This is a genomic window from Mesorhizobium sp. P2_B11, from assembly GCF_056404855.1.
In genome coordinates this window covers 24984-43934 of sequence record NZ_JBFUDF010000016.1, presented here as the reverse complement: position 1 = coordinate 43934, position 18951 = coordinate 24984, and the positions used below count along the sequence as shown (strand labels likewise).

The 18951-nt window shown below is 64.0% G+C and carries 12 protein-coding genes; 3 read left to right on the top strand and 9 right to left on the bottom strand.

Annotated features, from left to right (window positions below; translation table 11 throughout):
* Nucleotides 1-599 precede the first annotated feature (599 nt).
* Entirely contained in the window at nucleotides 600-2570 is a 1971-nt protein-coding gene (locus AC1DYJ_RS31295) for a M23 family metallopeptidase (protein WP_477426375.1), read from the top strand.
* 68 nt (nucleotides 2571-2638) lie between these two features.
* Here the strand turns inward: AC1DYJ_RS31295 and AC1DYJ_RS31290 are convergent, their stop codons facing one another.
* Complete coding sequence (locus AC1DYJ_RS31290; RefSeq protein WP_025583822.1) at nucleotides 2639-4198, bottom strand: DHA2 family efflux MFS transporter permease subunit; 1560 nt, start codon at nucleotides 4196-4198, stop codon at nucleotides 2639-2641.
* A gap of 101 nt (nucleotides 4199-4299) precedes the next feature.
* Between AC1DYJ_RS31290 and AC1DYJ_RS31285 the strand changes: the two genes are divergently transcribed.
* Nucleotides 4300-4995 carry a TMEM175 family protein gene (locus AC1DYJ_RS31285; protein ID WP_477289486.1) on the top strand — a complete coding sequence of 232 codons (696 nt, stop codon included), beginning with the start codon at nucleotides 4300-4302 and terminating at the stop codon, nucleotides 4993-4995.
* Here AC1DYJ_RS31285 and AC1DYJ_RS31280 read toward each other — a convergent pair.
* The 8 genes from AC1DYJ_RS31280 to AC1DYJ_RS31245 all read right to left on the bottom strand — a co-directional run bounded on the left by AC1DYJ_RS31280 (nucleotide 4969) and on the right by AC1DYJ_RS31245 (nucleotide 16864).
* A complete protein-coding gene (locus AC1DYJ_RS31280) occupies nucleotides 4969-6489 on the bottom strand; it encodes a L,D-transpeptidase family protein (protein WP_477289484.1) in 1521 nt (506 codons plus the stop codon). The genes AC1DYJ_RS31285 and AC1DYJ_RS31280 overlap by 27 nt on opposite strands.
* A 190-nt stretch (nucleotides 6490-6679) precedes the next feature.
* Nucleotides 6680-7036 carry an MmcQ/YjbR family DNA-binding protein gene (locus AC1DYJ_RS31275; RefSeq protein ID WP_477289482.1) on the bottom strand — a complete coding sequence of 119 codons (357 nt, stop codon included), beginning with the start codon at nucleotides 7034-7036 and terminating at the stop codon, nucleotides 6680-6682.
* A gap of 70 nt (nucleotides 7037-7106) precedes the next feature.
* A complete protein-coding gene (gene clpB / locus AC1DYJ_RS31270) occupies nucleotides 7107-9713 on the bottom strand; it encodes an ATP-dependent chaperone ClpB (RefSeq protein ID WP_477426373.1) in 2607 nt (868 codons plus the stop codon).
* A 292-nt stretch (nucleotides 9714-10005) separates the two neighbouring features.
* Nucleotides 10006-10995, bottom strand: a complete 990-nt coding sequence (locus AC1DYJ_RS31265; protein ID WP_477426371.1) for a DUF4167 domain-containing protein — start codon at nucleotides 10993-10995, stop codon at nucleotides 10006-10008.
* A 304-nt stretch (nucleotides 10996-11299) separates the two neighbouring features.
* Nucleotides 11300-12178 (bottom strand): peptide chain release factor N(5)-glutamine methyltransferase, encoded by an 879-nt coding sequence (gene prmC / locus AC1DYJ_RS31260; protein WP_477283358.1) that lies wholly within the window; start codon nucleotides 12176-12178, stop codon nucleotides 11300-11302.
* Nucleotides 12171-13250: a peptide chain release factor 1 gene (gene prfA / locus AC1DYJ_RS31255; RefSeq protein WP_477283360.1), complete on the bottom strand. Its 1080-nt coding sequence runs from the start codon at nucleotides 13248-13250 to the stop codon at nucleotides 12171-12173. Before prfA ends, prmC begins: the two co-directional genes overlap by 8 nt.
* Before the next feature lie 8 nt (nucleotides 13251-13258).
* Nucleotides 13259-15529 (bottom strand): phosphoenolpyruvate--protein phosphotransferase, encoded by a 2271-nt coding sequence (ptsP, locus tag AC1DYJ_RS31250; protein WP_181061960.1) that lies wholly within the window; start codon nucleotides 15527-15529, stop codon nucleotides 13259-13261.
* Between the two features lie 81 nt (nucleotides 15530-15610).
* On the bottom strand, nucleotides 15611-16864 hold the full coding sequence (locus AC1DYJ_RS31245; protein ID WP_023685777.1) for an aspartate kinase: 1254 nt from the start codon (nucleotides 16862-16864) through the stop codon (nucleotides 15611-15613).
* A gap of 247 nt (nucleotides 16865-17111) precedes the next feature.
* Between AC1DYJ_RS31245 and AC1DYJ_RS31240 the strand changes: the two genes are divergently transcribed.
* Nucleotides 17112-18950, top strand: a complete 1839-nt coding sequence (locus AC1DYJ_RS31240) for a CHASE3 domain-containing protein (protein ID WP_477283362.1) — start codon at nucleotides 17112-17114, stop codon at nucleotides 18948-18950.
* The last annotated feature ends 1 nt before the right edge of the window (nucleotide 18951 follow it).

Below are 18951 nucleotides of genomic sequence, written 5' to 3'. Positions count from 1 at the left end.
CTGCCGCCCACGTTTCTCTTTCTTCAATATTCAATTTTCAAAGAACAGACGCCGCAGACGCGGTGTCGTGGCCCGTTACGCTTGTGGCTTCGGGGCCGTCCGAGTGTCGCTTACGCGGCTCTCTTGAATTCTCACAAGGGCTTATTCAGAAGCAAACTGCTTCGCCGCCAGCGGCGCACCGCCCTCGTTCGTGAGGCGTATATAGTCGCCACCAACCAAAACTGTCAACAGCCATCAACGATGTTTTTGAACTTTTTGCGACAGAAGTTTCGGAGCCGGCGGACTGCCCCAGGGGAACGTTGGGGTTGCCACGAAGGAGCCCTATTGCCGCCGCATTACCGTTCGACACCAAGGCCAACAAAGAAGGCCCCCACGCGAACGGCGCGGCGCCTTCTTATAAGAGACCAAACGGGGCCTGCGCATCACCGGTTTGAACCTTCTATAAGAGACTAAAGACGCCTCTCTATAAGGCGTCGTAAAACAGAGCGTGTGAGTGGGGATTTCGCCGCTTCGTTGACTTCACCCGCCGTGACAGGCAAATGTCATGGCCCAACAGAAGCGAAAAGCCGTTCCGCCCGGGGAAGAAGCAGCCTTTCTGGATGCCAGACACGGAAGATGTCATAGCCGAACTCGGCAATGAGCCGCCGCTGATCGCGGATGGCCGCAGCGGCCCGCCCGACCGGCGCGAGGTTTCGGCGCGCTGGCTGTCGGGCACCTTTCTTACCGGCGTGACCTCAAGCGTGCTGATGGGCGTGGCATTGTTTGCCGCCCTTGACGGCCGCCAGCAGCTGGCAACCCCGCCCGAAATCGCCGAACTGGCCCAGCTCGAAAGCGGCGGCGATTCCGGTGAGGTCGCCAAGACCACCAGGCTGGTGGCGCCGCGCCAGATCGCCAAGGCAAAAGATCGCCGGCGCATGGAAGTGTCGATGGTGACCAAGGTCGGCGACCGCGACGTTATCCACACCATGCCGTTCGTGCAGATCAAGATGGCGCTGGCCGCCGGCCACACCACCAACCGCGCCTATCCGCCCTTCGATCCGATGCAGGTGTTCGGCGACGACGGCGACTCAACGCCGGCGCAGCCGGCGACGGCTTCCGCGGTTGGCGGGCAGATCTACGGCGCCAAGGTCGAAAGCGAGATGAGCCTGAAGACGGTCGATTTCCCGATCGAGACGGCCTCCTTCGACGAAAAGAGCGACCTGTCCGCCGACGAGGTGGAAAAGGTGGTGCGTGAGGCCGGCACCGATCTCAGCGACGGCGCTATCCAGGTTGCTTCGCTGCATTATGTCGACCCGCAGCGATTCGGCGACGCCTTCGCCGAATCGATGGCTGGCTCCTACGACGTCAAGATCGTGCCGGAAAACGTCTCGGTGGCACCGCGCGTCGCCATCGACGACCAGACCCCGGCTTTCGCCGAGGAAATCATCCCCTTTACCAGAGACCGCGACATTGCCGAGGCCTTTGCCGATTCGGGCTATACGGGCGATGACGCGACCGGCATGGCCGAAGCGATCGGCAAGCTGCTCAATGCACCGGCGCTGAAGGCCGGGACCGTGCTGCGCGTCGGGCTCGAAGTGCATGGCGACGCCGCCAAGGTCGTCCGCACCAGCGTCTATGACAAGACCACGCATATCGTCACCATCGCGCTCGACGATCACGGCCAGTATGTGCCGGCGCAGGAGCCGGAGCCTAACCCCGAATTGCTGACGGCATTCGATGATTCGTCGGCGCCGGTGGTGGTGCGCGGCAATCTGCCGAACGTCTATGACGGCATTTACCGCGCCGCCTATTCCTATGGCATGTCGAAGAAGCTGACCCAGCAACTGGTCAAGCTTTTGGCCTCCGGCGTCGACTTCCAGTCCAGGCTCAACCCGTCGGACCGCATCGACGTCCTGTTCTCGCAACCGGACGGCGACGACCAGGCCTCCGACGAATCGGAACTTCTTTATGTCTCGTCGACCTTCGGCGGCCAGACGCRCAATTTCTACCGCTTCCAGATGCAGGACGGTTCGACCGACTATTTCGACGAGGACGGTTCGAGCGCCGAGCAGTTCCTGCTGCGCAATCCCTTGCCCGCAGGCAAATTTCGCTCCGGCTTCGGCGCCCGCCGCCATCCGATCCTCGGTTATGTCCGCATGCATACCGGTGTCGACTGGGCTGCACCGATCGGAACCCCGATCATTGCCGCCGGCAACGGCACCGTCGAAAAGGCCGGCTGGGCCGGCGGCTACGGCAAGCAGATCATCATCCGCCATGCCAATGGCTATGAGACCTCCTACAATCACCAAAGCGCCTTTGCCAAAGGCATCGAGCCGGGCGTTCATGTCCGCCAGGGCCAGACCATCGGCTTCCTCGGCCAGACCGGCCTCGCCACCGGACCGCATCTTCATTACGAACTGATCGTCAACGGCACCAAGGTCGACCCGATGCGCGTGCGCCTGCCGGTCGGCAAGGTGCTGAAGGGCGACGACCTCGTCGCCTTCAAGCGCGAACGCGAGCGCATCGACGACCTGCTCAAGCAGGAAGACAGCAATCCGCTGAAGGTGGCGAGCGCCAAGATCGAAGGCTGAGTTTTCGCGGCCGCGAGCGCCGAACCAGGTCGCCTCGAATCAGAGCAATTCGAATCACCCCCCCCGAATTAGGGCTGCCGATTCTTCCTGCCTTGCGACCAGGGCAGTTTTTGCCCCGAAACGGTCGCCCAGGCGATGATGGCAGCGAGCAGGCAAAGCACGGCCGTCACCGTCGACACCGCCGCGAACGCTGCATCGCTGGCGGCGAGCCGTGTCGCATCGAGTTCGGGCGCAAGGCCCGCCAATGCCGGTTCGCCGAACCCCGGAATGCCTGGCCTGACGCTGGTGTCGAGCATCGTCGAATAGACCCAGGCCGCGAGCGACCCCATCGCCGCCACCGCGATCAGCCCGCCGATGCGCGAAACCGCATTGTTGATGCCCGAGGCAGCGCCGGTATCCTTGTCCTCGACCGCCGTCATGATCGCCGTCGACAGCGGCGACACCACCAGCGCCATGCCGAGCCCCATCACCGCCATCAGCGGAAACGTGCCCGTCCAGAAGTTGTGCATGCCGGCATGGGTGAGCAAAGCCAGCCCGGCAAAGGCGATGGCCACGACCAGGCAGCCGCTGGCGATCGGAAACCGCGGACCGATCCGGTCCGACCATTGGCCGACGGGTCCCGACAGCAGTGCGATCGACGCCGACAGCGGCAGGAAGATGAAGCCGACTTCCTTGGTGCTCAGCCCCCATCCGGCAATCAACAGCATCGGCAGGTAGAACAGATTGGCCGACAGCGCGAAATAGAGGAAGAAGGTGGCGACGTTGGCGCCGGCGAAGGCGCCGATCCGAAACAGTTTGAGATCGATCATCGGCTCGCGCTGCCGAAGCTCGAAGACGATGAAGATGACGAGCAGCACCGCACCCGCGGCGATGCTCGGCCCCGACATCAGTCCACCGCCTTCACCGCTCATCGCGGTCAGCCCGTAGGCGAGAGCCCCGAAGGCAAGCGTTGCGAGCAGCGCCCCGCCGAGATCGAGGCTGCGCTTCTCCGTTGGCGCGTCGGCGGGAATCTTGGCCAACAACAGATAGATCGAGATCAGCCCGAGCGGCAAATTGACGGCGAAGATCGCCCGCCAGATGCCGCCGCCAAAGGCCGCCAGGACAAAGCCGCCCAGCACCGGACCGAGCGCCGTCGTCAGCGCCGAAGCGGCGGCCCAGATGCCGATCGCCCGGCCGCGCTCGTTCTTCGGATAGGATTTGGCGATGATGGCGAGGCTGCCCGGCACCATGATCGCCGCGCCGATGCCCTGAACCGCGCGAAAGGCGATGAGCACCAGCGCATTCGGCGCCACCGCGCAGGCGAGCGAAGCGACAATGAACAAAGCGATGCCGGCGACGAAAGCACGGCGCAGGCCGAATCGGTCGCCGGCCGCACCCCCGGCCAGGATCAGCGCCGACAGCGTCAGCGCATAGGCATTGGAAATCCACTGCGCCTCGGCCAGGCTGGCGCCGAGGTCGACGCGCATGGCCGGCATGGCGATGGCCAGGATCGAACCGTCGATGAAGCCGAGGGCGGATGCCAGGATCGCCGCGACCAGCACGAATTTGCGCTGCGCCGGCGGGCAAAGTGAACCATTGGAAAGAGAGCTGGTCAGGGGAACGGCTGCGGCTTCGCTGGGAGACTTCATGAGCGCCTGCTTAGACCGCCGATGCCCTGGCAACAACCAGCCAGAGCTCCGCAGTCCTTGAAACCAGATTCGACCTGACCGCATGGGCAGGAACCACCTCAATGGATGCAACCGGCACATGGCGTGTTAAGTTTCTTGCAACGCGCAAAGCAAGGGGAAGCCGCATGAAACGACCGCTCGAACCATCGGTGGAGGCGCGCGGGCGCGTTGTCGGCATCACCGATGGCGTCTTTGCCATCGCGCTCACGTTGATCGTGCTTGAGATTCGCGTGCCGGCGCACGAAGCGGTCCACTCCGAGGGCGAGCTGCTTTCGGCGATCGCAGCACTCGCGCCCCGCTTCCTGACCTATGCGCTGAGCTTCCTGACGCTGACCATCTTCTGGTTCGGCCAGCAGGCGCAGCACGGGCTGATCGCCAGGTCAGACCGGCGGCTGGCCACGCTGAACCTGTGTTTTCTCGCCTTCATCGCCTTGCTGCCGTTCTCGACCGACCTGCTGGCCGATTTCCTCGAGTTCAAAACGGCGGTGATCGCCTACTGGCTGAACCTGTTGATGCTGGGCGTGACGCTGTTCGCCAGCTGGTGGTATGCCGACAGGAACGGCATGATCGCCGAGGATGTGGACGCTGAAGCGCGCCGCACGGTCTACAATCGTATCGTCAAGGCACAGGCGCTGTGGGCGGCCGGCGCGGCGCTGTGCCTGATCACGCCGCTGCTCAGCATCGGTTTCATCCTGCTGGTACAGCTCATCTATGCCGCCGCGCCGCGCGCCTCACTGCTGCGTAAACTCATCGGTTGAGGTCCCGCCGCCGACATCTGCGATTGTTGGTCCGCCGACGAATTCCACCGTCACGCCCGGCGAGACGAGCTTGGCCAGTTCGCGCGCATCCCAGTTGGTCAGGCGCACGCAGCCATGGCTTTCGGTCTTGCCTATCTTGGAGGGATCGGGCGTGCCGTGAATGCCGTAGGTCGGCTTGTCCAGCGCAATCCACACCGAGCCGACCGGACCGTTCGGCCCCGGCGGAATGGTCAGGATCTTGTCGTTCTGGCCCTGCTTGAAATTGATGCTGGGATTGTAGGTGTAGTTCGGATCGAGCGCGACGCGCGACACCGTATGCGTGCCGGTCGGCGATGGCGTGTCGGCCGAACCGATGGTGGCGGGATAGGCCGCGACCAGCTTGCCGCCGGCGTCGTAGGCGAACACCTGCTTCTTGTCCTTGTCGGCGACGATGCGGGCAACCGGGGTGGAGACCAGCCTGCCGAAATTGGCGACCTTGATGATGGTGCCGGGACGGTTGAAGTCGGCCTCGGGATTGAGTCCCTTCAGATAATTCTCGTCCATATGGAAGCGTTCGGCCAAGGCCTCGGTGACAGAGGTGTAGGCCATGCGGTCGAGCTGCGCCTTCTGGCTGTAGTCTTCCGGTATCGAGGCGACATAGGGGCCGGCCGCGTCCTCAGGGGTGATCGTGTAATTGGCGAAAGCATCGCCGCCGGTTTGCGCCAGCGCGGCCTGGATGCCGACCGCGTCGGTCGAGCGCAGATTGCTGCCGGTGATCTGGTTGTAGGCGGCCAGCGCCTTGTCGACATTGGAGCCGAAGCGTCCGTCGATGACGCCGGGCGAGGCGCCGGCGCGGTCGAGCAGCACCTGCAAGGCAGCCACATCCTGGCGCGCGCCGAGTGAAAGCGAGGGATCGACGACAGTCTTGCCGCCATCGGTCTTGGGCGGCAGGGCGGCCTGGTCGCCGGGCGCCGCCGGGTCGATCGAGGCTTCGTTCAGCGGCTGGCGCTTGACGGGGCGCGGCTCGGCCGACTTCGGCGCTTCCGGATAGACGTCGCCATCATCAGTGGCGTCATCCTGCGGATAGCCGCCAAGGAATCGGTCGCTGTTGGGATCGTATTCCTCAATCGGCGGACCGGGGATTTGCCCCTGCTCTTCCAATTGCTTGCGGCGGAAACGCGCCATGTCCTCGGGATCGTCGAGATAATAGCGGTCGTCATCCTCGACCGGTGCGCGTCCGAGTTCGCGCGCCCGCATCTGGCGACGCAGCGCACGGCGGTCGAGCCTGGTCTGCGGCGGCTGGATGGCGATGACCTTGCCGGTGTCGGCATCGACAATGACGCGGTTGCCTCTGGCGTCGTAGTAGATGTCGAGATTGCCTTCCTGGGCGAGCACAATGCCGGCGGTATCGGCAGCGCGAACCACCGGCAGTGCATTATCCATCGTCGGCGATGCCATGGCGCTGGACGCAAGCCCCGAGGCGAGCACCGAAAAGGCAAAGATCGTGCGGAACATGGTGGTCAAACTCTCCGGTCCCTAATTGCCGCCGCCCCGGCAGTATCCCTTCAGAACGCTCTCGCCACCGTTTGGATGCACAAGGACCGCCCTGACCGTCAAAAGCCTGCAGGCAAACCCCTTCGCCAGCAAACCAGAACATAAGCTTTCCAACATGAACCGGGCATGAAGATGGCGGATTTCAGGTTCGCTACAGGCCCAGTTCCTTGCGCATCTGCTTCGTCAGCTTGAGGACGACGAGGCGATGGCTTTCGCCGATATAGTCCTTCAGCGCATCATCATCCATGCTTTGGCTTGTCTGACGCTGGATCCATTTCATACCGCGCGAGGCTAGATAGGGCGCCGGCCGGCAGCCGGGTTGGTCCTTCAGAATGTCATAGGCCATTTCCGAACATTTGAAGGTGACGAAGACCTGGCCCTCCCGGTCATGGCCGGCGATAGCGAAGACCTTGCCGCCGACCTTCCAGACATGGGCACCACCCCACTGCACGACATGGGTGGTCTGCGGCAGCGAGGCGCAGAGGCTGTTGTAGTCGTCCAGCGTCATCTGCACCCGCCAAAGGATTGTTATTTCATAGGAAAATGCCGCGCGTCCCGGTAGGACGCGCGGCGCGGTATCAGGCTGCGGCTTCGGTCGCCACCACGGTGGGCTTGGACCGGAAATTCAGCCGGTCGGAGCCGGCTGTGACCTTCACGGTCGAGCCGTCGAGGATCTCGCCGAGCAGGATCTTTTCCGCCAGCGGGTCCTGCAGGTCCTTCTGCATCACCCGCTTCAGCGGCCGCGCGCCATAAGCCGGGTCGTAGCCCTTGGCCGCCAGCCAGTCGATCGATTCCTGGTCGAGCGACAGCGTGATCTTGCGGTCGACGAGCAGGCTTTCCAGCCGCTTGAGCTGGATCTCGACGATGCGGCCCATATCCTGCCGGCGCAGCCGGTGGAACAGGATCACCTCATCGACGCGGTTGAGGAACTCCGGCCGGAACGACGCCTTGACGACATTCATCACCTCGTCGCGCACGGCGTCGACATCCTGGTCTTCGCCGAGATTGACCAGATATTCGGCGCCGAGGTTCGACGTCATGATGATCAGCGTGTTGCGGAAGTCGACCGTGCGGCCCTGCCCGTCGGTGAGCCGTCCATCATCGAGCACCTGCAACAGCACGTTGAAGACATCGGGATGCGCCTTCTCGATCTCGTCGAACAGCACGACCTGATAGGGCCGGCGCCGCACCGCTTCGGTCAGGGCGCCGCCTTCCTCATAGCCGACATAGCCGGGAGGCGCGCCGATCAGCCGGGCGACCGAGTGCTTTTCCATGTATTCCGACATGTCGATGCGCACCAAGGCGCTCTCATCGTCGAACAGGAAATTGGCAAGCGCCTTGGTCAGTTCGGTCTTGCCGACGCCGGTCGGCCCGAGGAACATGAACGAGCCGATCGGCCGGTTCGGATCCTGCAATCCGGCACGGGCACGACGCACGGCTTTCGACACGGCCTGCACCGCCTCGCCCTGGCCGACGACGCGCTTGCCGATCTCGTCTTCCATGCGCAGTAGCTTGTCGCGCTCGCCCTGCAGCATCTTGTCGACCGGAATGCCGGTCCAGCGCGAAACGATATGGGCGACGTGGTCGGGCGTGACCACCTCTTCGACCATGCCGGCCTTGCCGTCCTGGGCTTCGGCTTCCTTCAGCTTCTTCTCCAACTCCGGGATCTTGCCATAGGCAAGCTCGCCGGCGCGCTGGAATTCACCCTTGCGCTGGGCAATGGCAAGCTCGTTGCGGGCCTCTTCGAGCTGCTTCTTCAGGTCGGCGGCGAGCCCAAGCTTCTGCTTTTCGGCCTGCCATTTGGTCGTGATCTCGGTCGATTCCTCCTCGAGGCCGACAAGTTCCTTTTCCAAACGGGCGAGCCGGTCCTTCGAGGCGTCGTCGGTCTCGACCTTCAGCGCCTCGCGCTCGATCTTGAGCTGCATGATGCGACGATCGATCTCGTCCAGCGCCTCGGGCTTGGAATCGACCTGCATCCTCAGCCGCGACGCGGCTTCGTCGACGAGGTCGATCGCCTTGTCCGGCAGGAAACGGTCGGCGATGTAGCGGTTGGACAAGGTGGCCGCCGCCACCAGCGCCGAATCCGAAATGCGCACCTTGTGGTGCTGCTCGTATTTTTCCTTCAGGCCGCGCAGGATCGAAACCGTGTCTTCCACCGACGGCTCGTCGACGAAAACCGGCTGGAAACGGCGGGCAAGGGCCGCGTCCTTCTCGACATGCTTGCGGTATTCATCGAGCGTGGTCGCGCCGACGCAGTGCAGTTCGCCGCGCGCCAGCGCCGGCTTCAACAGGTTGGACGCGTCCATGGCGCCATCGGCCTTGCCGGCGCCGACCAGCGTGTGCATCTCGTCGATGAACAGGATGATGCCGCCGGCCGCTGCGGTGACTTCGTTGAGCACGGCCTTCAGCCGTTCCTCGAACTCGCCGCGATATTTGGCGCCGGCAATCAGCGCGCCCATGTCGAGCGCCATCAACTGCTTGTCCTTCAGCGATTCCGGCACGTCGCCATTGACGATGCGCAGCGCCAGGCCTTCGGCGATCGCCGTCTTGCCGACGCCGGGTTCGCCGATCAGCACCGGGTTGTTCTTGGTGCGCCGCGACAGCACCTGGATGGTGCGGCGGATCTCGTCGTCACGGCCAATGACCGGGTCGAGCTTGCCGGCGCGAGCATCGGCGGTGAGGTCGCGTGCGTATTTCTTCAGCGCATCGTAGCTCTGCTCGGCACTCGCCGAATCGGCGGTGCGGCCCTTGCGGACATCGTTGATGACCTGGTTCAGCGCCTGCGCGGTGACACCGGCCTTGGCCAGGATATCGGCCGTCTTGGCGGATTTCTCCATGGCCAGCGCCTGCAGCAGCCGCTCGACGGTGACAAAGGAGTCGCCGGCCTTCTTGGCCAGTTCTTCCGCCGTCGAAAACACCTTGGCCAGCGGCTGCGCCAGATAAAGCTGGCCGTTGCCGCCTTCCACCTTGGGCATGGCCTCAAGTGCGGTTTCAACGCCGAGCTTGACGTCGCGGATATTGCCGCCGGCGCGCTCGATCAGCGAGGCGGCCAGACCCTCATCGTCATCGACGAGGACTTTGAGCATGTGTTCGGGGGTGAATTGCTGGTGATTGCGCGAGAGCGCCATGGTCTGGGCGGACTGGATGAATCCGCGGACGCGCTCGGAGTATTTCTCGAGGTTCATATCTGTCTCCTTCCATCACCGGCCCGCTTTGCGGCACCGGATCCGATTGCGGTGACGGACCCGCTCATCCGAGCCGGGTCCAGTTCACGCCAGATATGGGGCGCAAGCCATTGCCGCTCAAGACTTGCCGCACAGGATATTGCATGCCCAATGCATGTCGCCCAGAAGTGTCCGGCGGTTCTGGGACAACGACATGCATTAAAACAAAAAACTTAAAGCGCGACGCGCTTTAAGCAAACGAAAACGGCGGAGATTTCTCTCCGCCGTTTGCATCGATTGACGTCTTGTCCGGTCAGTTGTTGGCGTCGACGACGAACGGGTCGACGGCAGGGCTTTCAGCCGGCGCCGCATCCACCACCTCGGTGGCTGCGGCGGTCTCGCTGGCGCGGTTCGGTTGGTCGGCACCAACCAAGTCACCACCAGACTTATCGTCACCGACCTGATCGGCATTGGTGCGCGGGCGGCGCGGACGCCGCGGGCGGCGGGCGGCGCCGTTCTCGGCAGCAGCCTCATTGAGTTCGGCCCGGGCGGCAAGAGCCGCCGGCGACAGGTTTTCGTACAGCGGCGCCGGCTCCGAGAAACCGGTCTCGGCTTCGGGCTCGACCGCGGAAACGGCCTCCGCCTGCACCGGGGTTTCGGTGAAGCGCTGCTGCTCGCCGCGCTGGCCGTTCTGCTCGCCGCGCTGGGCATAGTCGCCACGCTGCTCGTTCTGGCCATAACCATTGGGGCGGCGGTCGCGGTTGCGGCCATTGTTGTCGCGCCCGTTGTTGTTGCGGCCATTGTTGTCACGGCCATTGTTGTTCTCGCGGCCGTTCTCCTGGCCGTACGCCAGCTCGGCCGGCGTGCCTTCGATCGTCGGCTGCGGACCGTTGCCGTGGTTGGCCTGCGGAGCTTGCGTCTCGCCGCCATTGTTGTTGCCGGCATTGTCGAAATCGTCGCGATCTTCGTCGTCGTCGAAATCGTCGCGGTTTTGCTGAGCATTCTGGATCGGCAACTGCGCCTGGGCGGCGGCAATGATGCGATTGTAGTGCTCGGCGTGCTGGAGGTAGTTTTCCGCCATAACCCGGTCGCCGGAGCTTTGCGCGTCACGGGCCAGAGTGGCGTATTTTTCGGCGATCTGCTGAGCCGATCCGCGGATCTTCACGTCCGGGCCGTTGCTCTCGTAGTTGCGCGTCAGGGGATTTGGGCCCTTGCGGTTGTTGTTGTTGTTATTGTTGTTGCCACCGCCGCCGCCATTGTTGTTGCGACCGCGCATGCGCCTGTTCTGCTGTTGTGGCCTCATAAGACTCTCTTCATTTTGAAATTTTCGAAAAACGTTTCACGAACGGAGGCGCTCATGCAGCCAGCCGTTTCGTTTCTTCACCGGCGTTCGCCCGCATCAATTGCGTTGGCGCCACGTGTCATCCTGTTCCGGTTACATCACTTGCCGGACGATTCCCGCACGAAGCTTGGGCGTCGTTTGCGCAAGAAGGCAGCTATTTCCAAGGAAAACCGAATCGCTAAGAGCACTGCCTGCTTCGTCTCATCCGGTTAAGGCGGACCCTAGCCGCATTCCCCGGCATTGCCAAGCGCTTTTTTGCACTGCGTCAAGGCTTTCCCTGTTCAAACATAAGAACCCTGTCGTTTCCGCCGAGATCGACAAATGCCCCGGCCAGCCTGTAGCCGGCTGCCGTGAATATGTCTTTGACCTCATTGCGCTGCGTGTGGCCGATCTCGACTGCAATCTTGCCTTGTGCTTCCAGAAACCTTGCCGCCTCGGCGGCGATGATCCTGTAGGGGCCAAGACCGTCCACACCGCCGTCGAGGGCTCTGTGCGGATCGAAATCGCGGACCTCGTCCTGCAGATTTCCAATGTCTTCAGACGGTATATAGGGAGGGTTTGCGGCAATTACATGGTATCGGCCGCAAACTTTTGCGAACCAGTCGGAGTGCAGGGCCTCAAACCGGCCGGCCAGCCCGAGTTGCTCGGCATTGCGGGCCGCGGTCGTGAGCGCGTCTTGCGAGATATCCACACCAGTAGCGGTCGCCGCCGGGACCAAGCTGAGCAAGGCCAGCGCAATGGCGCCGGTGCCGGTGCCGAGATCGAGGATGCGGCATTCCCCCAGCCTTTTGGCCGTTTCGCTGGCAAAAGGCAGGACCGCCTCGACCAGCGTTTCGGTATCCGGCCGCGGCTCCAGCGTTTCCGGCGACAGCCCAAGACGCAGGCCGTAGAATTCGCGATAGCCGAGGATGCGGTGCACCGGCTCGCCGGCGAGGCGGCGGCGCAAGGCGGCATCAACTGCAGCGAGCGCACCGGCGTCGACCGCCCTTTGCGGCTCGGCGATGGCCTGCGTGCGGTCGGTACCGGAAAAATGTTCGACGATCAGCCTGGCGTCCAGCGCCGGATCGGCGATGCCGGCCGCGGCAAGCCGCTCCCGTGCTGCCCGCAGCAGCGGCCCGAGCGTGCCGGGCAGGATGTCAGCCATCGAGGCCGATATCGGCGAGCAGCTTCGACTGGTGGTCGGCGATCAGCGCATTGATGACCTCGTCCAGCTCGCCCATCATCACCCGGTCGAGCTTGTAGAGCGTCAGGTTGATGCGGTGATCGGTAAGGCGCCCCTGCGGGAAATTGTAGGTGCGGATGCGCTCCGAGCGGTCGCCTGACCCAACCTGCGATTTGCGCGCCTCGGAGCGCTCTTCGTCCGCCTTGCTGCGCTCCATGTCATAGAGCCGCGCGCGCAGGATCTGCATGGCTTTCGCCCGGTTCTGGTGCTGCGACTTCTCCGCCTGCACCACCATGATGCCGGTCGGCAGATGGGTGATGCGCACCGCCGAATCGGTGGTGTTGACGTGCTGGCCGCCGGAACCTGAGGCCCGCATCGTGTCGATGCGGATGTCTTCGGCGCGGATGTCGATGTCGACCTCTTCGGCTTCCGGCAGCACGGCCACCGTCGCCGCCGAGGTATGGATGCGCCCGCTGGCCTCGGTCGCCGGCACGCGCTGCACCCGGTGCACGCCCGATTCGAATTTCAGATGGGCAAAGACGCCCCGGCCGGAAATGGTGGCGATGATTTCCTTGAACCCGCCGGCATCGCCATCGCTGGCCGACACCGTCTCGAAGCGCCAGCCGCGTTCGGCGGCATAGCGCTCATACATGCGAAACAGGTCGCCGGCGAAAAGCGCCGCCTCATCGCCGCCGGTGCCGGCGCGGATTTCGAGGATGGCGTTCTTGTCGTCGGCGGCATCCCTGGGCAACAGCAGGATCTGGATATCCTTCTGCAGCTCCTCGATACGCTCCTCGACCCCGGGCAGGTCGGCCTCGGCCAGCGCCCGCATCTCGGCATCGGTGCGTTTATCGGCAAGCATCGCTTCGAGGTCGGCCTGCTCATGCTCGGCCGAGCGCAATTCCCGGACCTTGGCAACCATCTCCTGCAGCTCGGAATACTCCGACGCCATCTTCACATAGGCATCGGCCGCCGGGCCGGCCGACATCTGCGCTTCGAGCATCTCGAAACGCTTGACGACCTGATCCATACGTTCGCGGGGAAGATTGACCATGGCGGATGCTATAGCGGGATCGAGCGGTCGTCGGCAAAGGCCTGCAGCAGCGCCCGCATCGGCAGCCCATGCGCCGGCGCCATCAGATTGTCGTCGAAGAAGGCCTGCAATTCCTCCAGCGGCAGTTCGGTCAGCATCGCCTTGACCGGGCCGATCGAGGCCGGCGACATCGAGATCGAGCGGTAGCCGAGGCCGATCAGCGCCATGGCGGAGATGGGTTTTCCCGCGAGTTCGCCGCACAGCGTCACCGGCGTGTGATTGCGCGCGCCGGCGTCGGCGATCTGCTTGAGCACCCTCAGGAACGGTGCCGACAGCGTGTCGAAGCGGTTGGACAGCTGCGTGTTGCCGCGATCGACCGCCATGACGAACTGGAACAGATCGTTGGAGCCGACAGAGACGAAATCGACCGCCTTCATCAGATCGTCGAGCTGGAACAGTAGCGACGGCACTTCCAGCATGGCGCCGAGTTTCAGGCTGGTCGGCAGATGATGGGCAAAGCGCGAGAGATGCCTGACTTCGCGGTCAATGATCTCGCGCGCCTGGGCGATTTCGCCGAGCTCCGTCACCATCGGCAGCATCAGCTTCAGTTCGCGCCCGCCGCAGGCCTTGAGCAGAGCGCGAATCTGCGTCCTGAGCAGGCCGGGCCGGTCGAGCGTCAGGCGGATCGCGCGCCAGCCGAGCGCCGGGTTTTCTTCCTGGATGGCGCCCTTGAAGTAGGGCAGCACCTTGTCGCCGCCAATGTCGATGGTGCGGAAAGTGACCGGCTTGCCGCGCGCCGCATCAAGCACGTCGCGGTAGAGTTTTTCCTGCGCCTCTGCGCGGGGGAAGGTCGAGGCGACCATGAACTGCAATTCGGTGCGAAACAGGCCGATGCCGGCAGCGCCCGCCTCGGCCAGCTGCGGCAGGTCGACGGCCAGCCCGGCATTCATCAGCAAATCGACCTGGACGCCGTCCTTGGTCATCGACGGCTTCTTGCGCAGCTCGCGGTAGACTTCCTGCCGGCGCGCCCGGAAGCGGACCTTTTCGGCATAAGCCGCTTCGAGGTCCGGCTGCGGCCTGAGATGGATCGTGCCTTCCTCACCGTCGACGATGATGGCATCGCCGTTTTCCGCCATGGAAACGGCGCCCTTCATCTGGCCGGCGACCGGAATGCCCATGGCGCGCGCGACGATGACAACATGGCTTGTCGCGGCGCCGTCCTCCAGCACCACACCGCGCAGCTTGTCGCGGGGATAGTCGAGCAGTTCGGCCGCACCCATCGAGCGGGCAACCAGGATGGCGTCCTTCGGCAAGGACGCCGCGACATCCTCCGGCCCGCGGCCCATCAGCTGGCGCAGCAGCCGGTTGGCGAGGTCGTCGAAATCGCTCATCCGCTCGCGCAGATAGGGATCGGTCATGTGCAGCATGCGGGCGCGCATGTCGCTTTGCACCTTCTCCACCGCTGCTTCCGCCGTCAGGCCGTTGCGGATCGCCTCCTCCAGCCGGCGCACCCAGCCGCGGTCGTTGGCGAACATGCGATAGGCTTCGAGCACCTCGCGATGCTCGCCCTCGAAGGCGACGTCGCGGCGCTCCAGCATGTCGTCGATGGAAAGCCTGAGCGACCCGAGTGAGGTCTCCAGCCGGCGGACCTCCTCCTCGCTGTCCTCGTTGAACAAATTGGTGACGACGATGCGCGGCTCGTGCAGCACGACATGGCCTAGGCCGACGCCATCGTTGAAGGACAGGCCGGTGAAGCTGACGGGACGGCGCAGGTCGAGTTCCAGCCCGGGCCGGGTCAAGCGCGCCAGATCGCCGGTGGCGATCATCTCGGCGATGACCATGGCGGTGGTTTCCAGCGCCTCGACCTCGTCGTCGCGGTAGTGGCGCATGGTCTTGTTCTGCACCACGAGCACGCCCAGCGTGCGCCCTGCCCTCAGCACCGGCACGCCGAGGAAAGAATTATAGATCTCTTCGCCCGTCTCCGGCAGGTACGCAAAGGCCGGGTGTTCCTGCGCATTGGAGAGGTTCAGCGGCCGCGCGCTGGCGGCAATCGTGCCGACCAGGCCTTGCCCCAGCCGCAGCTGCGCCAAGTGGACGGCGTTCGGGTTCAGACCTTCGGTGGCGTAGAGTTCGAGCACGGAATCGGCGCGCAGCACGTAGAGCGAGCAGACTTCGGCGACCATGTTGGAGGCGATGTCGCGCACGATCCGGTCAAGCCGCTCCTGCGGCTCCAGCGGCTCCTGCATGAGCTCGCGGAGCCGTTTCAGCAGAACGCGCGGGCCACTGGCCGTATCACGCATCGCGGCTTCTTCTCCAATGGGCTTCTTGCCGGCGCAGTTTCGGCTGCGCCCGGCACTCACGCAACAACTGATTCAGTCTTGCTACTGCTTATCCAGACCGTAGACGGAATGCAAAGTGCGAACCGCCAGTTCGGTGTAGGGACCGTCGATCAGTATCGAAATCTTGATCTCGGAGGTGGTGATGGCGCGGATGTTGATGGCCTTGTCGGCCAGCGCCTTGAAGGCGGTGGCGGCGACACCCGCATGGCTGCGCATGCCGATGCCGATGACCGAGACCTTCGACATGCCGGCCTCGGACTGCACGACGTCATAGCCGATCGAGGCCTTCAGGCGCTCGAGCACGGCCAGCGCCTTGTCGACGTCGCCCGACGGCACGGTAAAGGTCATGTCGGTGAACTTGCCGTCCTCGGAGATGTTCTGGACGATCATGTCGACATTGATGTTGGCCTCGGCCAGCGGGCCGAAAATGCCGGCGGCAACGCCCGGGCGGTCGCCGACGCGGCGCAGCGAAATCTGCGCTTCGTCCTTGGCGTAGGCAATTCCGGTGACGACCTGCTGTTCCACGATCTCTTCCTCGTCGCAAATGAGCGTTCCCGGAGGATTGAGCAAATCCCCCATTCCGGGTGCATCGGGATCGTCGAAGGACGACCGCACGAAAGTACGCACCCTGTGCACCATGGCAAGCTCGACCGACCGCACCTGCAGCACCTTGGCGCCGAGCGAGGCCATTTCGAGCATTTCCTCGAACGAAATCTTGTTAAGCCGCCGCGCCTTGGGCTCGATGCGCGGATCGGTCGTGTAGACCCCGTCGACATCGGTGTAGATGTCGCAACGGTCGGCCTTGACCGCCGCGGCGATGGCCACCGCGCTGGTGTCGGAGCCGCCGCGGCCGAGCGTGGCGATGCGATTGTCCGGGCCGATGCCCTGGAAACCGGCGACGACCGCCACCTGGCCCTCACCGAAGCGCTTGATCAGGAACGCGCCGTCGATGTCGAGGATGCGCGCCGCGCCATGCGCATTGTCGGTCTTGATCGGGATCTGCCAGCCCTGCCAGGAGCGAGCATGCACGCCCATATTCTGCAGCGTGATCGCCAGCAGGCCGGCGGTGACCTGTTCGCCCGAGGCGACGACGGCGTCATACTCGCGCGCGTCATGCATCGGCGAGGCTTCGCGCGTCCAGCCGACCAGTTCATTGGTCTTGCCGGCCATGGCCGACACCACCACGGCCACTTCATGGCCGGCATCGACCTCGCGTTTGACGTGACGCGCCACATTGCGGATGCGGGCGATGTCGGCGACGGAGGTCCCGCCGAATTTCATCACGATGCGCGCCATGGAAGCGAAATGCCTTTGACTGAAGCCGGCCCGGGGCCGAAAGGGGAAGAAAGCGTCCGACAGAAGCCGGCCGCTGAATGCGCGGCCTCCTTAGCCAAATGATCACCGTTTCGCAAGGCTGGCCACGGATTGCCGGCTTCATGACGACGGCATATTGCGTTCCGCCCCGCCGCCGCTTACCAAAAGCTGCCCGCGGGGAACTGCTTTTGGTCCGGCATATCAAATGATTGCTCGTCTTCGGCGTGCCATGAGATGGCAATCGCTGCCGCTTTTCATCGGCTTCGCCGTGCTGGCGTTGATCGTCGGCACGCGCGCCGTGCTGGTCGAGGGGCAGAGGGCCAATCGCGAAGCGGCGCGCGAGGCCATCGAATACCAGGAATCCCTGTCCGGCCTGCTGTCGCTGGCGCAGGACGCCGAAACCAGCCAGCGCGGCTATCTCCTGACCGGCGATAAATCCTACCTTCAGCCCTATCGGCAGGCGGTCGAAGCCATACCGGGCCAGCTTGCCCGCATCGACAGCATGACCGCGCCGGACGACGAACTCGTCCAGCAGATCAATCGCATCAAGGACGTGCTTTCGCTGAAGCAGGCCGAACTGGCGCAGACGATTGCGCTTTACGATCGCGGGGATGCGGCCAAAGCGCTGGAACTGGTTCGCGGCGGCCAGGGCAAGGCGGCCATGGACCAGATCAGGGCCAGCATGGACACCATCCGGCGCATCGGCGGCGCGGCAATCGCTGCCCGCGACGAACATACCGACCGGGTCGAAAACTGGCTGCGTATCGGCTCATTTGCAGCTCTGCTGGCGATTTTTCTGCTTGGCGCCTACACGATCCGGCTGTCGCGCCGCCGTTTCCGCGAGGTAGCCCTCGCCCAGGAAGAGCTGATGCGCAAGAACATCGAGCTCGGCAACGAGATCCGGACGCGCGAGACGGCCGAATCGCAGATCCGCCAGATGCAGAAGATGGAGGCGGTCGGCCAACTGACCGGCGGTATCGCCCACGATTTCAACAACATGCTGGCGGTGATCATCAGCGCCATGAACCTCGCCCAGCGCAAGCTCGCGCGCGGCGAGCACGACGTCGCGAAATTCATTGAGGCTGCAGCCGACGCGGCGATGCGCGCCGCCAATCTGACGTCCCGGCTGCTTGCCTTCTCGCGCCAGCAGCCGCTGGCGCCGCAAGTGGTCGACACCAATCGTCTGGTTACCGGGATGTCGGACCTGTTGCGGCGGGCGCTCGGCGAAACCATCCGCATCGAAACCGTGCTGGCCGGCGGCCTGTGGAAAACCCATGCCGATCCAAGCCAGATCGAGAACGCCATCCTCAACCTGGCGGTCAACGCCCGCGACGCCATGGACGACAATGGCAAGCTGACCATCGAGACCGCCAACAGCCATCTCGACGACAGCTACGCCGTCACCCATGCCGAGGTCAAAGCCGGTCAGTATGTGATGATCGCGGTCAGCGATACCGGCGCCGGCATGTCGGCGGACGTCATGGAGAAGGCCTTCGAGCCGTTCTTCACCACCAAGCCGGTCAACAAGGGCACTGGGCTGGGGCTGAGCCAGGTCTTCGGCTTCGTCAAACAGTCGGGCGGCCACGTCAAGATCTATTCCGAACCCGGCGAAGGCACGACGATCAAGCTCTATCTGCCGCGCTTCTTCGGTGCGGAAGAGGCGGTCCTGCCAACCGCCCGAGGTGACAATCTCGCCGCGGTCACCGAGACGGTCCTCGTTGTCGAGGACGACGCCCGCGTGCGCGCTTCGACCACGGATGCGCTGCGCGAACTCGGTTACACCGTCATCCATGCCGGCAGCGGCCAGGAAGCTTTGCAGAAACTGGCGGACAATCCGGGCGTGGCACTTCTGTTCACCGACATCGTCATGCCGGTGATGAACGGCCGCAAGCTCGCCGAGGAAGCGGTCGCGCGCCTGCCGCAGCTGAAGGTGATCTTCACCACCGGCTTCACCAGGAACGCCGTGGTCCACAATGGCGTGCTCGACCATGACGTGCATTTCCTGGCCAAGCCCTTCAACATCGAGCAACTGGCGACAAAACTGCGCGACGTGCTGGACGCGAAATAGG